This is a genomic window from Legionella sheltonii, from assembly GCF_026191355.1.
GTDB classification, from domain to species: domain Bacteria; phylum Pseudomonadota; class Gammaproteobacteria; order Legionellales; family Legionellaceae; genus Legionella; species Legionella sheltonii.
The window spans coordinates 1-16,357 of sequence record NZ_JAPHOQ010000001.1 but is presented as its reverse complement, the minus strand read 5'-3'; the positions used below and the strand labels follow the sequence as shown (position 1 = coordinate 16,357).

Below are 16,357 nucleotides of genomic sequence, written 5' to 3'. Positions count from 1 at the left end.
TTCTAAATTTTTACCCCTACAATAAAATTTCGTTGTTGCAGGGAGAGCAAACATATGAACTGGTGGACATCTACCGTTAATGGGGCCAAATCATTTGGCAATGGAGCAACATGGGTTTGGAACAATGCACCGATAAAGCAAACCATAGCCTATGCTGCAAATACAGCATTTTATGTAGTGGAGCAAGTTTTAGCTTTACGGGAGGCAATTCCTGCTGTAGTTACTCCGCCGGTGATGAAAATTGTCAATGGCGCAGGAAATATTCTTTTCTATGATGTTTTACCCGTAGCCACAGTACATTTTGTCAACAACGGAATACAAAGCTACGTTCGCCAAAGCTATCCAGAAGATTCAACAACAGGGCTTTCACCCTACTCCTTAGTTTTACCGACATTGGCTTTAATCAACTATGGAGTTCAGGCTTATACCTACAGACAAGCCCCTAAAATAATTGCACATACTCTGGCGCTTGATGTATTTGGTTCTTCAGCTTTTAATGAACACAAAGGAAAACAGACTCCCCCGCCTCCAACCCTCTGCGGGGAAACAGAAGAAGATTGTAATTTTAAACGTAAATTTAAAGGTTCTCTGCGTGAGCCTTTAGTATTGATGCTTAATGATGTCTTACTTTGGGGAATTAGCAAACTTCCTTATGGTGGCGAACAAATTTCTTGGATATTAGCCATCTACTTTTATGGTGAATATATTACGCGTATGGCAACACCAGAACGCTGCGAGCGCCATAAGGCCATGAAGTCGGAATCCATATTATCTTTGGGTTTAACATACACCGCGGCTTCAACTTTGATGGAGTATGGGCTTGAATCCACCGTGGGAATGCCTCCCTATCTTTATCTCAGAACCTTACGCCATTTATTACTTTTGGCACATATTAATCTTGCATCACACATGTCTTTACCCTTAGTTCGATCCGCAAAAGGAGCAATCCCTGTCGATCCTTTGGTTATTTTTGATCGTACGAAACGATTTGCTGTTGATGTGGTGTTTGCAGGATTGATGAAAAGAATACCTATTGATTTTAAACAACCACCAGGGTCAAAGCCATTCATCCCTCTATCAACTGTTTTTAAATTCTTAACGAACATACTTGAAAGTGATTTAGAGCAAGTACAAGTGACACAACCAGGTTTTTTCAAGAAAACGGCAAGAGTTCTTTTACCCAATATGTTTCTTAGCCCTAAAAATGCAGTCAATGATCCGGTGATTAAGCAATTTTGGCCTGACATACGCAGTGATTTACTCTACATTCTGGAAATAGTCGAAGCAGCAAAACCCGTTAAATCACTAACGACAGCGCATAAGCCTATTGCAGCCACAGTCAAATATACACTTCCAGTTTTATTAAACTACCGCTTTGGTTTACCTATAAAATTATCTGAATTTCTATTATCCTTGAGTAAAAAGGAAGACTTTTGGACGTTTGTTACTGCACTTAAATTATGGCTTGAACGAAATAATGTGGCTTACGAGGTCATCTTGGCAAAAGGAAATTCGAAAGTGGGTTTACATGAAACAGGTAAGATCATTGAGCTGCCTCCTGAGTCTCCAACTAAAGTGCTGCCTCCTGCAGATGATTTAAAAACAGTAAGAGCGCCAACGGTGACTGATGCGAAACGATTAATTTCCCAAAAACCTAGGTCTTTAATCACAGCAAACAGCTTATTTTCTACCAAACAGCGCCCTAAGCTCGTAGGCAATGCCGGTAGCCTACCATCAAACAATGAAGAACTATCTTCCTCGCAATCAACACAGGAATATGCTTCACTCGAAAACAACTGATGAATTAAGGTGATTAAAGAATGCCTGCAGCAATCCTGATTCTTTTCATCACCTTAATTGGAATTGCTATTCGCAGAATGAGTCAGGTCATCATTCCCATTTGGCTGTTAACCACGGTAGGTGCTGCTGTCGCGCTATTATTGCGGCAAATCACTCCAATTCATGCAATTGCAGCAATTGAACCGGATGTGATGCTCTATCTGTTTGGGGTTTTTTTCATCGCCCAAGCAGCCGAAGACAGTGGTTACTTAGAACAGCTAACCGATAAAATATTTTTTCATGCCCACACAGGAAAACAGGCTTTATTCGTTATTTTATTTATTCTTGGCTTAAGTGCTTCCTTGCTTATGAATGATACAATTGCCATCATCGGTACCCCCATTATTATTCAATTGTGTCAATCTAATAAAAGGTTAATTAAACCTCTACTTTTTGCACTGGCTTTTTCAATCACCATAGGCAGTACGCTCACTCCCATCGGTAATCCACAAAATTTATTGATTGCTGTAAAAGCAAACATGCCATCGCCTTTTTTTCAATTCATAAGACTCTTGGCGATACCCACTGTAATAAATCTTATCATTACTTATTTTTTTATTTATTTTTTATATAGAGATATCTTAAATGAACCTATAGAAAAGCCTATTCCAAAGCCTGTCAATGATCATCATACAATGACCCTTGTTAAATTGAGCTTAATCATTTTCTTTTTGCTAATCACCCTTAAAATAATTTTTGAATCCCTACAATCACCTATCCACTTGAATTTTAGTTACCTGGCACTTATCTCCTCCTTGCCGATTTTTTTTAGTAAACTCCGATGGGAACTCCTCAAACGGTTGGATTGGGGCACTTTGATTTTTTTCGCGAGTATTTTTATTCTGATGCAAAGTGTATGGGATAGTGGTTTCTTGCAAACGCGGATCAATCATTCTCAACTTTCTGTGACCGCCGTTCCTGTTATATTGATAATCAGCATCATTCTAAGCCAATTTATTTCCAATGTGCCGTTGGTAGTCTTATATTTACCTCTACTCCTGCACCATTCTGTTTCTGATTCAAGTCTGTTGGCTTTAGCGGCAGGAAGTACGATTGCAGGCAATTTATCAATTTTAGGAGCAGCAAGTAATATTATTATCATTCAAAACTGTGAAAAAAGAAGCGTTAGAGGCTTTGGCTTCTTTGAATTCATAAAAATCGGCGCTCCTCTTACTTTGGTGAATATTTTAATTTATGCCTATTTTCTATAAAAAAATTCCGTTTTTAACCCCATATAATCTGTGTCTTAAGCAAAACTGGCCAACTATTGCCATATTAAATGCAATGGTGTTATATTTACGCGCGAATTAGTTGATTACAGGGCAATTATTAGCACAGGCCAAGGAAAAATTATGGAAATCCGATAAATATGAATCAATCATTGCCTTCACAGCGTTCACGCTGTTTTTTGTTTCTAACCGTAGGTGTAATTACCACCCTGATTTTATTAATCAATGTCTCTTTCAAAATTGTACTGATTCAAGGGCTAATATTTTCTGTAAATGGTTTAATCTGCCCACTTATAGCAGGCTTGTATTTATTAGCATTAAGAAATTGCACGATTAAAGAGCAAAGACACATGCTCAATATGTCGCTAATGACGTTGTATCTCTATTGTATTGGCGTTTATGTCCTAATCAATTTGCCTGCAGCGGAGTACATGCATGATAATCCAGTGTATCAAATTATTTTTGAAGACATACCTAAAAAGTTTTTTGCAACTACGATTGCTTTTGCCTTGAGTTTTTACCTACCCCATCTCTTGGTTAATCCTAAATACAGTAAAACCTCACCCACTCCCAAACAATGCATGCTTCTAGCAGTATTAGGTGGCATCAGTTTTTTTGGGCTGGACTTTTTTCTCTTATTTTCAGGAACTCATCTTCAAAGTTTCAAACAAATTTTTATTGATTCATTGATGATTGCCTCGCTTATACTACTCGTTATCGGTGTTTTCTATCTGACTTTATTATTGAAATACCAAAACTTATTTTTTCCTGAACGAGGCAGAGAAGAGTTACCCTTATATCATTACTTTATTTGTATTGCGATTGTGGTCATGCTTATTTGTTTAGCATGTGAATACAGAATAGTAACCATTATCAATAAATACATGGTGCTCTCGGCAAGTTCATTATTTTTTCCCATTACCCTGGCAATTAGTACTATTCTCGGTGAGCTTTGGGGTTATCGAGTCAATCTAAAATTATGTCTGATACTGATTGCCACCCAATTTACCTTCGATGTTTTACTAATGGGGATTGTAGCCTTACCCTCTCCAACATTTTTTAATTTGAATCCTTTCTACAACTACATTATGTTGAAGCGATTACCCACTGCTTCTCTGACCTTGTTTATTGGGTTTATCAGTAATGCCATGCTGCTCCATTATTTGAAAAACTCCAAATGGAACTTTCATCGTCCCTTACGTATTTTAATCGCTAATTTTTGTTCTACTTCTTTATTATGTTTGATTGACTATAGTTTACTATTCGGTGGCATCTATCCTTATGATCAAATTATTAATTTAGTAGCAAATGTTTGGCATTATAAATTATTAATGGCCTTGATTTTTCTACCATTTATTCTGTGGTTCTGTGCTTATATGGAAAAAAACAAGTCATTGGCTTTGCAGTATGATTGATGCGCGAAATCCAAGGATTTTGACGTCATCCAAGAGCAATGAGGGATCTCCTCATACTAATCACCGTGCTACAATGTGGAGCTCCCTCACTACTGCGGGATGACGAGGTTAGGAAGTGTATTTGAATTATGGTGGAAAGTCAGATTTGAGCTTAGGTTGAACGATGAGCCCAATGTGACTTTCCAGTCATATCGCGTGAGTACTTATTTTTTCACCGGTCTCTTCCAGCCATAAACCGTTTTCTGTTTTGATTCAGTGAGTGTCAACTCACCAGGAGGAACGTTTTTACGAATAGTACTGCCCGCGCCTATAGTTGCATAGGCACCAACTGTTACTGGGGCAACGAGCTGTGTATCTGAACCAACAAAAACGCCATCCTCAATAATGGTTTTATGTTTGTTCACCCCGTCGTAATTGCAGGTAATCGTACCAGCCCCCACATTAACTTGTCTTCCAAGAGTCACATCACCCAAATAGCTTAAATGACTTGCCTTAGAGCCCTCATCAAAAACAGCCTTTTTGGTTTCAACAAAATTACCTATCTTACAGTGCGGAGCCAACTCGGTGCCCGTTCTTAAGCGAGCAAAAGGGCCAATAGTACAATCATTAGCAATGGCACATCCTTCTAATACACTATTAGCATAAATCTCACAACCCGCTCCCAAACTCACATCGGTGAGTACGCAATTAGGTCCTATAGAACAGCCATCGCCGAGCACTACTTTTCCTTTAAATACGCAATTAATGTCAATGAATACGTCTTTACCACAGACTAACTCACCACGCACATCAAAGCGATTGGCGTCAGCAAGCATCACACCTTGTTGCAATAATTGTTCTGCATGCCGTACCTGCCATATGCGTTCTAACTGCTGCAATTGCAATCGGTTATTTACACCTTGAATTTCTGCGCTATCATTTACACTCAGTGTTTTAATTGGAGTTTGACTGGCAACCGCTAAAGCAATAATTTCTGTAAGATAATACTCAGACTGAGCATTATCATTGCTCAATTTGGGCAACCAAGAAGCCAGATCATCAGATAGTGCACAACATATCCCAGAATAAATTTCTTTTATATTCTTTTCTTGCTCATTTGCATCTTTTTCTTCTACAATGATGGAAACTTCACCTTGGTTGTCTCTAATAATACGTCCAAGACCGCTAGGATCTTCGAGATGAGCAACCAAAAGTGCCAAAACGGATTTATAGGAATTTGCTGTATGGCTGCATTCGATTAAAGCATGCAACGTATTTGCTTGAATAAGCGGTACATCAGCAGATAAAACAAGTACTTGTGTTTGTGGTGGAATAAAAGGTAAGGCTTGCATGACTGCATGTCCAGTACCCAATTGTTCTGCTTGATATACCCAATTCACAGGTAAGTCAGGGAGTGAGTTCTTAAGTTGTTCACCACCATGACCGTATATAACATGAATTACATCAGGATTTAGTTGTTGTGCGGTTTCTACTACCCGAGTCAACATAGGCTTCCCAGCAATTTGGTGAAGTACTTTAGGGGTACTAGAATACATTCGTTTGCCTTGTCCTGCAGCTAAAATAATAATTTGTAAGTTCATGGAGTTATGAATTCCTAGGTTAAGCACAATGACAGCCATGCGATGAAAAGTCTGTCTCAATAGTACAGGTATGATAACTAAATTACAGTTCAAGGAGTAGAGCGATGACCATATTTGTTAGAACCGTCCAAGCACTTATTGACCGAGTTTTGAATAAATCAATTGAAGATTCAATTGCTGATGATAATGGGATGTTATATGGATTGTTTCGAGATACCAAACATTCAGAACAACAAAGAAATATAACCCGTACTCTGCAAAAATTAGTTGCAGACTTTGTCCCAGAAGATACAGATAAAAAAAATTTAGCAGCCTTGCAATTACTCATTAGCGACGTAGATAGCGCAGTTGAAAGTATGCGTGCAAAAAAATCATGGAAGCGCGGTGATTTGAATGACACTTTAAGTAAACTCAATTCAACCCTAGATCGATTCTACCGTTGTCTTGTGGAGAAATCTGAGAAAAATGAGAAAAGCGAGAACGGTGAGAAAGCATTTACTTTTATCGATGTCGCTGATGATGATGATCCGTTTAATCTACTTTGTGCTCATGCAGCTTATTATTTGGGCGAACACATTATTTGTCCACCAGAAGAAGGAATGCTCGCGAAAATATATGAAAAAGTAACCAATTCCATTAGTAACTCTACCGCAATAGAAATCAGAGCCAAAAAGGAAGAGTGCCTGATGAAAAATATTCTCATCTGTAAGAAAAAACTGGGCGGTTTAGATCCAGATAAACCGGATTACAAAAGTTTGCGTAAGACATTTGTTATTGAAGCAATACAAGCCATTCATAGAGAGAATGCTGAAATTTGTGAAGAGTCCAAACCAATTGACTCGATACCGGTGCAAGTCACTTTGATTGCCGTTGCACGTGTAAAAGCACCAACTATAAAACCAAGTCGTGGCCGATTAAAAGTTGCGATGGACAATGCGTTTGAGGAAATTGAAGCCAGAGCACACGATAAAAAAGAAAAGGAAGAAGAGAAAGTAGCGTTATCACTTTAATTATTTGGTCTTAAAAAAATCCCATCTCCCCCGGGATGGGAAAATTTTGTTGAGTCGTCCCCTGGCCTGGGGCCAAAAATATTTCACTATGAAGTCAATTCACCACAAAGATCTGTTTCCATAAGCTTTTTTATTTCTAAAATTTCTAATCGCTTACTCAGCAAATACAATAATTTGCAATGAGCTGCCTCTGGGGTCATGTCATGACCGCTAATCACCCCCGCTTTCTTTAAAGAATGTCCGGTAGCGTATTGACTCATTTCCACCCCACCTTGTTGGCATTGGGTGCAATTAACAATGATCACCCCACGTGCACAAGTATCCTTGAGTAATTTTAAAAAACGAGGATCATTATTTTGTGCATTACCTGCACCGTACGTCTCGAGGATTAAACCGCATAAAGACTGATTTAAAATATAAGTCAAAACCTCCGTAGCGAACCCCGGGAATAACCTGAAATTGGCAATAAACTGTGGCTCTATTGTTTGTAAATGAAAGGGCTTTTGCGGTCGTTTCAGCAACAAGCTTTTGTGAACTTTTATTTCAATCCCAATAGACGCTAGATGGGGGTAATTCGGAGAATCAAACGCTTTAAACCCTTGTGAACTAATTTTTTGTGAGCGATTACCGCGTAACAGATGTTGATTAAAATAAATACATACTTCGTGTATGGGCTGATTCGCACAAAGCCATAAGGAAGTGATCACATTATCGATTGCATCATTACGTACTTCAGATAAAGGAATCTGTGAACCGGTAATAATGACTGGTTTACCTAAGTTCTCCAACATAAAGGATAAAGCCGATGCAGTGTAAGCCATAGTATCCGTGCCATGAAATACAACAAAGCCATCAAAATAGGCATAACTGTCCGCTATATCACGTGCTATTCGATTCCAGTCGTACACCGTCATATTCGAAGAATCAAGCAGCGGATCATATTCTTTTATCGAATATTCGGGCATGTCTTCATGTTTGAGCAAAGGAATCTGTTGCAAAGCAGCTTCTACATAACCCGCAGCTGGCTCATAACCATTTTCTGTCTTAATGCTACTAATTGTCCCGCCCGTATTGATGATTAAAATTCTCTTTTTCATATGCTTCAAACTCAAAATATTTGTCCCAATTATATACGTTTATTGAATCCAGGGTAGGGTCATGCATACTGAGGGATTCTAATCTATGTATATGACCGTATGTGTCAACCGAAAATCGTGCGCCATTTAGTGAGTATAGAAATGATTTATGATTCTCGCTCTTAAGCCTATACCTAACCATGCTTTTTCGGGTTCGGATTTGGACAGGCACCATTTACGTTAATAGAAATAAGATGGATTTTGTTGAGTAGTTACCTTTTTTCAATAATAATTACAGATTTAATTGCCAAGCTCTCGCAGTTTATGGAAAAATCAAGCTATTAGCGGTTTAATCTAAACAGTGACATCATGGTGATTGATCGTGCCGGTTATCGGTTGAATGTAGGTATTATCCTTGTCAACGCACAGAATAGGGTTTTTTGGGGTAGAAGGACTGGTCATGATGCATGGCAATTTCCGCAGGGCGGCCTGGCTGCTGGTGAAACATCATTAGAAGCAATGTTTCGGGAATTGCATGAAGAAGTAGGTTTGGATAAGGAAGATGTTGAAGTGATTGGCTCTACCAAACGCTGGCTTAAATACAGACTTCCTAAACAATATCTGCGTCATGGCAGCGAACCTTTAGTGATTGGACAAAAACAAAAATGGTATTTGTTAAAGCTCGTTGCCAGTGAGCAGAAAGTCAAACTGGATCTGAGTGACTCACCAGAATTTGACAGCTGGCGATGGGTTGATTTTCATGAGCCAGAAGGACAGGTTATTTTTTTTAAACGCCAAGTGTACTCGCAGGCATTAAAAGAATTAGAACCTTTATTGAAAAAGAATCGTCGTTCCCCCTATGGCATTAAACGAAAAAAGAGAACATAGGACAGCTGCGATTTAAAAATGTTGGTGAACGATTGAATTTGAGCATAGATTGAACGAAAATCGTACGGAGTATTTCTCGCAGCGATTTTATTCAAGATATACTCGATACAGCCGTTCCTTAATAGGGTGACCATTTACAGAAGAGGTAATCATAGGCATAGATGCTCAAAGTACTTAAACGGATAGTTCAAGAAGTCACTACAGCAAAGCAGCTTTCCGAGGCGCTTGTCATTTTAGTGCAACAAATAAATAAAGCCATTAATGCGGAGGCCGCTTCCGTTTACCTCATCGATACCAAACACGCTGAATATGTCCTTATTGCAACAGAAGGTTTAAACAAGCAAGCACAATTTCGAGTTCGTATCTCATTTGATAGTGGCCTTGTAGGCCTTGTTGGTCGGCGGGAAGAGCCTATAAATCTTGAAGATGCCCCTGCCCATCCTGACTTTTATCATAATCCGCTATTGGGCGAAGAGCATCTTAAAGCATTTTTAGGCGTTCCTATTATTCAGCATCGAAAACTCTATGGCGTCCTCATTGTTCAACAAACAGAACAACGTTACTTCGATGATACAGAAGAATCTTTTTTAATTACCTTAGCGGCTCAACTTGGTGGAATTATAGCTCATGCAGAGGCAACAGGTGAGTTAGCGGAACTAACCCAACCCAAGCCTATGGGTGTTACTAAAAAAGTTGAAACCAGTACAACCGCTCTAGCAGGGATTGGCTCGGTCCCAGGTATTGGAATAGGTACTGCGGTGGTTGTATATCCGCAAGCAGATATTGATGCCGTGCCACAAAATCCAGTTGAGACTTTGGATGAGGAAATTAATGCGTTTTACGAAGCTCTGGAGTCCACTCGTGAAGACATGCACCGCTTAAGTAGGCGCATGAAGTCGGTTGTCGGGGAAGAAGAACATGCCCTGTTTGACGTTTATTTACGTATTTTGGATAAAGACAGCCTAGGTGTTGAAGTGGAACACATCATTCGTAAAGAAAAAATTGGAGCCCAGGCTGCTTTAGCTACTGTAATTAAAAAACACATAGCCCAATTTGAAAATATGGAGGATTCCTATCTTAGAGAGCGAGCCAGTGATTTCCGCGATTTGGGACGTCGTGTTTTAGCAGCACTACAGTGGTCACAACAAGAAGAGATTGTATACCCTAAAAGGACCGTTTTGGTTGGCGAGGAAGTAACCGCAGCAGCATTGGCTGAGGTTCCTGAAGGATACCTGGCGGGAGTTATATCAGCCAAGGGTTCTAATAACTCGCATGTTGCTATTTTAGCGCGCGCCTTAGGTGTTCCCACAGTTATGGGTGTTCGTGGTTTAAAATTAGATTTAATTTCCCGACGCGCCATTGTTGTTGATGGGTATTATGGACAAGTTTATATTTCCCCATCGAAATCCGTACTTGCAGAATTCAAACTTCTGGAACAAGAAGAACAGGCACTAAACCAGAGTCTGATCAGTTTAAGGGATAAGCCTGCGGAAACTACCGACAACTATAAAATTTCTCTGCAAGTAAACACCGGCTTAGCCATGGACGCTGGTTTATCCATGAGCGTCGGAGCTGAGGGTGTGGGTTTATACCGTTCGGAAGTTCCTTTTATGAGTCGGGATCATTTCCCTTCAGAAGATGAGCAAACCATTATTTATCGGCAAACATTGAAAGCCTTCGCTCCCCGTCCCGTAACCATGCGAACTTTGGATATTGGTGGCGATAAAGTACTCCCCTATTTTCCTGTAGAAGAAGATAACCCCTATTTAGGATGGAGAGGAATTCGGGTCACCCTAGATCATCCTGATGTCTTCTTGATGCAAGTGCGCGCGATGATGCGTGCAAGCGAAGAGTTGAATAATTTGCGGATCATGTTACCTATGGTCACCAATTTAAGCGAAGTTGAAGAAGCTTCTTATCTTATTGATCAAGCGTTTACAGAATTGTTAGAAGAAGGTTGTGTCATCGAAAAACCAAAGTTAGGTGTCATGATCGAAGTTCCTGCCGCTGCTTATTTGGCACGGGAAATCGCCAAGCGAGTTGATTTTATCTCTGTAGGCAGCAATGATTTGACCCAATACTTTCTGGCTGTCGACCGGAATAATGCCCGCGTTGCCGGCCTTTATGATTCCATGCATCCAGCGATGTTGCGTGTTTTGCTGAAGGTAGTGGAAGGAGGTCATGCAGCAGGAGTGGAAGTGAGTATTTGTGGTGAAATGGCCAGTGATCCTTTAGCTGTGATTTTATTAGTCGCCATGGGTTTTGATACCTTAAGTATGAACTCTTCTAGTTTACCGCGTGTGAAATGGGTTATTCGTAATTTAGCCATTGCTAATGCGCGCAAGATTCTTGCCGAAGTATTGGAGTTCGAACACCCAGCGCAAATACGTTTTCATTTACAAAAGGCATTAGAGGAAGAAGGATTAGGCGGCCTCATCCGTGCTGGAAAGTCTTTATGAATAAGAATCTGATTGAATCCAATACTCTGGGTGCAACACAGCGAAACCTGCGCCATCCCGATGGCGTGGGTTCGGAAAAAAAGGAACTTAAAAAATATGCTAACCTTTCCGTACATTAACCCTGTAGCATTTTCAATAGGTCCAATACAAGTTCATTGGTACGGCTTAATGTATTTGATTGGCTTTGTCAGTGGCTGGTTACTCGCCCATTGGCGGAACAAGCACTATCACCTGGATTGGACTTCAGAACAAATCAGTGATTTGATTTTTTATGCGGCTCTTGGTGTCATTATTGGTGGCCGAATTGGTTATATGCTTTTTTATAATTTCCCGGAATTGATGCATGATCCCCTCTCTTTATTTAAAATATGGCAAGGAGGAATGTCTTTCCATGGTGGCTTGCTGGGTGTTGCTGTCGCCCTCTGGCTCTTTTCTCGCAAAAGTAAAAAATCATTCCTGGAAATAGGCGATTTTATTGCCCCCCTGGTCCCTATTGGTTTAGGTGCTGGGCGTATCGGCAATTTTATTAACGGTGAGTTATGGGGACGAGTGACCGATATGCCTTGGGGTATGGTATACAGTCATGTGGATAACCAGCCTCGTCATCCCTCTGAGTTGTATGAATTCGGTATGGAAGGAATTGGTTTATTTCTCCTTGTCTGGATCTATGCACGTAAACCTCGTCCCGCTGGACGGGTGTCCGCTGTTTTTTTAATGGGGTATGCAGTGTGTCGTATCATTGCGGAATTTTTCCGACAACCTGATCCACAGCTTGGCTATATTGCCTTTGGATGGTTGACTATGGGACAAATTTTATCAATCCCCATGTTATTACTTGGATTTTGGTTATGGTGGCTTAAACGATGAAAACTTATTTGAATTTATTAGAACATATCTTACAACACGGTACCCAAAAAACAGACCGAACAGGGACAGGAACCTTATCGGTTTTTGGGTATCAGATGCGATTTGATTTACGTCAAGGATTTCCTTTAGTGACTACCAAAAAATTGCATATGCGCAGTATTGTGCATGAATTACTTTGGTTTTTAAAAGGAGACACTAATGTTGCCTATTTAAATGAGAATGGGGTCACTATTTGGGATGAATGGGCTAATAGCGATGGAGATTTAGGGCCTATTTATGGCAAACAATGGCGAAATTGGCCAACCACAGATGGCCGTACGATTGACCAACTCAGTGATGTGGTGCAGCAAATCAAAACCAATCCTGACTCACGCCGTTTACTAGTCAGTGCCTGGAATGTTGGCGAGTTAGATCAAATGGCGTTAATGCCTTGTCATGCTTTATTCCAATTTTATGTGGCAGACAAGACGCTTTCGTGCCAATTGTATCAACGCTCTGCAGATGTGTTTTTAGGTGTACCTTTTAATATTGCATCTTATTCGCTACTCACTCACATGGTTGCCCAGCAATGCAATCTCAATGTGGGCGATTTTATATGGACTGGCGGCGATTGCCACTTATATCTCAATCATTTAGAACAAGCACGTACGCAATTAAGCAGAGCGCCATTACCCTTAGCTACATTAAATATCAAACGTAAACCACAGTCATTATTTGACTATGTTTATGAAGATTTTGAGTTCGTGAACTATCAATCTCATCCGGCCATCAAAGCGCCAATTGCGGTTTAAACTCTATTTGTAGGGGTTTCTCTCATTGATAAGCTTGATTTGGCGTAGGTTGGGCTAAAGCCCATAGCCGTCAAGCTAAGAAGTAGATTTTTGGTGTTAAGCGGTTGAATTAATTAGAAAAAAAGATAGAGTACCCTTTTAAATTTTTTCCTAGCCGGGAAATAAAAAGAAAAAGGGACTCTATGCTGTTAAACAAAATATCAAATTTGCCACAAAAAATCTTTAATTTTTTAACTAAAGAAGCGCGAACACTTGGTAAGGAATATGGATTTACCAAACGTCAATCAAAAGTAACCGCTTCATCATTTATAAAAGCGTTGATTGTAGGGAACCTTAATCCACACTTTAGTTTGGAGCAGTTGAGTAGTTTACTTAGGAAAGAAAAAATATCTATCACGAAACAGGGTATTCACGAGCGTTTTAACGAGGCAACGGTGAAGTGGTTAGCAGCACTTTCAAATGCTTGCTTAAACCATTTCAAGGCCGAAAAAATGTCTGCCATTAAAGGATTAAAAGGATTTAGCCATATCAATATTGTGGACAGCAGTACGATTTCTTTACCGAGTATTTTCAATACATTATTTAAGGGAAGTGGAGGAGCTGCCTCTGATGCTGCACTAAAAATTCAAGTCATGTTTGACTATCTTGAAGGACAAATCAAAGCATTGACTTTAACCGACGGATGTCATAATGACCAAGGCTTTGATCATTATTTTAGGGAAGTAGAAAAAGATGCACTTTATTTAATGGATTTAGGATATTTTAAACTGAGTTCCTTTCAGAAAATTATAGATGGAGGTGCTTTTTTTGTCACTCGCTTTCGCACTAAAACCACTTTGTTTCAAACCGATCATCAGCCGATTGATTTACTAAAAACACTTTCTAATGCAGGAGCTCTCTTTTCACAACCCGTACTTTTAGGAGCAAAAGACAAAATCCCCGTGCGAATTGTTGCAACACGACTCCCTTCTCAAATCGCCGAACAACGGCGACATAAGCTCAAAGAAGGATTGCGACGTCGAGGCATGAAGCCTAGTAAAGAAGCTCTCGCTCTGCAAGATTGGTCTATTTACATTACCAATACCTTAAAAACACAAATAACGGATGAGGATATACATCAAACATATGCCTTGCGATGGCAAATAGAGTTATTCTTTAAGTTAAGCAAATCTTTAATGAAAATAAATCACTTCCGCACTCATAAATCTACTCGATTACTCACTGAAATATATAGCAAATTTATTACAATGATGCTGTTTTTCTTATTATGTAATCCTGTCAGAATTCATCTTGCAAAAGACATTTCTTTTTATAAATCTTGTGCCTTGCTCCTCTTCAAATCCGCTTTACTGACCAAGGCGTTCTCTTCTCTCTATCGCTTAAAATTATTTATTGCTGATTTCTTTGAGGACCTTGCTCTCTTTGCCGTCAAAGAAACGAAAACTAAGTTTCTTGCCAACCCTTTTCCAGGAGATTGCTTTTAGCTCCGATTGCTTAGCTTGACGGCTATGGGCTGCGAAGGCTCAATTAATTACTATCTCTTTTGATTCATAAATTTATTCCAAAATATCAAGACTTGACCATTTTTGTATTGCTGTGCATTAAACGAATTAAAAAGAAACATAATCGATTAATTTAAATCTGATTGATTATATTTTGATCTTTTCGTATTATGCTTCGATATTTTGTCTTTATAATTTTTGAGGTTACTCATGCGAGATTTAAGTCAATTGCCGATTTTTAAAAACTCTGAGTCTATTTTAGCCGATCTCAAAGAATATCGGGATCAACCCGAAATGCAGGAAGGCTCCAAGAGCTTAGTTAATGCATTGCATAAAGCAGAAATGACTTCCTCAGTTTTTTTTCATGATGACCTTCCTAAGTATGCATTAATTGCACTTCAAGACGAAGAGATAAATGAAGCACAATTTATTTCCATGTTACTGATTTGGGCTGCGTTTAAAGACTATCCCCAAAAAGAGCAAGTTTCGTGTCAGGCCTATCAATTAACGGATGAGGATAAAGGTACAAAACAGAAGTTAAACAAATTTCTGAGTATTCAGCATGTGGGGGATAATTTATTTGGGCATCAGACATTAAATGATGAAATGGATGATAAGTCAAAGGAACGGTTATTTGAATCCTTATTTAACAAAGAGGTTCCAGAATCAGAGCGTTGCTTTTATACCTTTACAGTTGAAAATCCTGGTGAACAATTTGGAATTTTTGAAGCGATTGCTCGAACTGGTTTTGATTTATTTATGCCAAAGAAAAAATCTGATGGGGAATACGAATTTATTATTCCTTCAATGACAATGATTCAGTCTACTCTCAATGTATTAGCACAAAAACCAAAGCAACTCGTCGCACGAATTGGTGATGATGATTTTGATGAGGTTTATGAGATGCATAAGCAGGATACTCATCCATTTGGTCTAAGTTTTCCTGGCAAATATGAGAAAACAGAGGCGGATAACCTTAAGTCGGGTCGTTTTGGCTTCGCATTGCATGATCTCTACCATGTTGTGCTCTTATCTTTTACCTCCGAAGCACATAAAGCAGTTTTTAATTCAATGATTGACTTAGGAAAGAAACTACACGCGACAGCAAATAGTCAACATAAAAGAAGCTATAGCGAAGCAGTTGGCTCTTTAATAGATAATGAATTTCGGCAGTTTGTTAGGGGTTATACCCTAGGGCAAGTGATCACAGAACAGCAAAAAAGGCTTTTAAACAGTAATGAATTTGCTGTGATTACTGGAATGGTGAGTGTTTTAGCTAAATCAACATACTATTCTAATCAGATAAATGATTTTTATTTGGAGGATGATAAAAAGAGCGCCGAGCAAGAAGAAGATCTAATTAAAAAACTCGAGCAAATTAACCCAAAACATGCACTTACTGAAAAATTACAGTTTTGCCGCGAGCTATTTGCGCAAATTTTTCAATCTAATGGAATGTTAAACCAACAACAGGTTCAGTTAAATCGTTTAGTTGATATCTTATTTTCAGAAGAAGCAGTTGCAAAGACCTTTGAACTCGATAAATTAAATGTACTGGATTTTAGTGGTTTTATGGATGCTTATAAAATTACTTTTGGTGTAGTCCAACAGCAAATGCTGCGTTGTCTGCGGGATCCTGAAAATCAAAAGAAATATCCTTGGCTGAAAAATTATTTTGGTATGGCTAAACAGTTTCAAGAA

13 protein-coding genes are annotated in these 16,357 nt (G+C 39.2%); 11 read left to right on the top strand and 2 right to left on the bottom strand.

Annotated features, from left to right (window positions below; all coding sequences use genetic code 11):
• The first annotated feature begins 54 nt into the window (after positions 1-54).
• From OQJ26_RS00065 to OQJ26_RS00055, 3 genes are all read left to right on the top strand, one after another.
• The gene (locus OQJ26_RS00065; RefSeq protein ID WP_265701870.1) at positions 55-1,800 is read left to right on the top strand and encodes a hypothetical protein; all 1,746 of its coding nucleotides are present in this window, start codon (positions 55-57) and stop codon (positions 1,798-1,800) included.
• Positions 1,801-1,820: 20 nt separating this feature from the next.
• Positions 1,821-3,050 (top strand): SLC13 family permease, encoded by a 1,230-nt coding sequence (locus OQJ26_RS00060; RefSeq protein ID WP_265701869.1) that lies wholly within the window; start codon positions 1,821-1,823, stop codon positions 3,048-3,050.
• A 158-nt stretch (positions 3,051-3,208) separates the two neighbouring features.
• The gene (locus OQJ26_RS00055) at positions 3,209-4,483 is read left to right on the top strand and encodes a VUT family protein (protein ID WP_265701868.1); all 1,275 of its coding nucleotides are present in this window, start codon (positions 3,209-3,211) and stop codon (positions 4,481-4,483) included.
• Positions 4,484-4,686: 203 nt separating this feature from the next.
• On the opposite strand, the gene glmU is transcribed toward OQJ26_RS00055, so the two are convergent.
• Positions 4,687-6,063, bottom strand: a complete 1,377-nt coding sequence (gene glmU / locus OQJ26_RS00050) for a bifunctional UDP-N-acetylglucosamine diphosphorylase/glucosamine-1-phosphate N-acetyltransferase GlmU (RefSeq protein WP_265701867.1) — start codon at positions 6,061-6,063, stop codon at positions 4,687-4,689.
• Positions 6,064-6,167: 104 nt separating this feature from the next.
• Here glmU and OQJ26_RS00045 point away from each other — a divergent pair, with 104 nt between their 5' ends.
• Positions 6,168-7,073, top strand: a complete 906-nt coding sequence (locus OQJ26_RS00045) for a hypothetical protein (RefSeq protein WP_265701866.1) — start codon at positions 6,168-6,170, stop codon at positions 7,071-7,073.
• Positions 7,074-7,159: 86 nt separating this feature from the next.
• Here the strand turns inward: OQJ26_RS00045 and ansA are convergent, their stop codons facing one another.
• A complete protein-coding gene (ansA, locus tag OQJ26_RS00040; RefSeq protein ID WP_265701865.1) occupies positions 7,160-8,170 on the bottom strand; it encodes an asparaginase in 1,011 nt (336 codons plus the stop codon).
• A gap of 348 nt (positions 8,171-8,518) precedes the next feature.
• On the opposite strand from ansA, the gene OQJ26_RS00035 reads away from it, so the two are divergent.
• From OQJ26_RS00035 to OQJ26_RS00005, 7 genes are all read left to right on the top strand, one after another.
• Positions 8,519-9,037 (top strand): RNA pyrophosphohydrolase, encoded by a 519-nt coding sequence (locus OQJ26_RS00035; RefSeq protein ID WP_265701864.1) that lies wholly within the window; start codon positions 8,519-8,521, stop codon positions 9,035-9,037.
• Between the two features lie 161 nt (positions 9,038-9,198).
• The gene (gene ptsP, locus OQJ26_RS00030; protein WP_265701863.1) at positions 9,199-11,496 is read left to right on the top strand and encodes a phosphoenolpyruvate--protein phosphotransferase; all 2,298 of its coding nucleotides are present in this window, start codon (positions 9,199-9,201) and stop codon (positions 11,494-11,496) included.
• Positions 11,493-11,615, top strand: a complete 123-nt coding sequence (locus OQJ26_RS00025) for a hypothetical protein (protein ID WP_265701862.1) — start codon at positions 11,493-11,495, stop codon at positions 11,613-11,615. Before ptsP ends, OQJ26_RS00025 begins: the two co-directional genes overlap by 4 nt.
• The gene (lgt, locus tag OQJ26_RS00020; protein WP_028382451.1) at positions 11,593-12,363 is read left to right on the top strand and encodes a prolipoprotein diacylglyceryl transferase; all 771 of its coding nucleotides are present in this window, start codon (positions 11,593-11,595) and stop codon (positions 12,361-12,363) included. Before OQJ26_RS00025 ends, lgt begins: the two co-directional genes overlap by 23 nt.
• Entirely contained in the window at positions 12,360-13,154 is a 795-nt protein-coding gene (thyA, locus tag OQJ26_RS00015) for a thymidylate synthase (protein WP_265701861.1), read from the top strand. Before lgt ends, thyA begins: the two co-directional genes overlap by 4 nt.
• Before the next feature lie 182 nt (positions 13,155-13,336).
• Positions 13,337-14,638, top strand: coding sequence for an IS4 family transposase (locus tag OQJ26_RS00010; RefSeq protein ID WP_265701860.1), 1,302 nt, complete (start codon positions 13,337-13,339; stop codon positions 14,636-14,638).
• Between the two features lie 228 nt (positions 14,639-14,866).
• Positions 14,867-16,357 (top strand): hypothetical protein (locus OQJ26_RS00005; protein ID WP_265701859.1); only part of this gene is annotated, 1,491 nt, incomplete at its 3' end.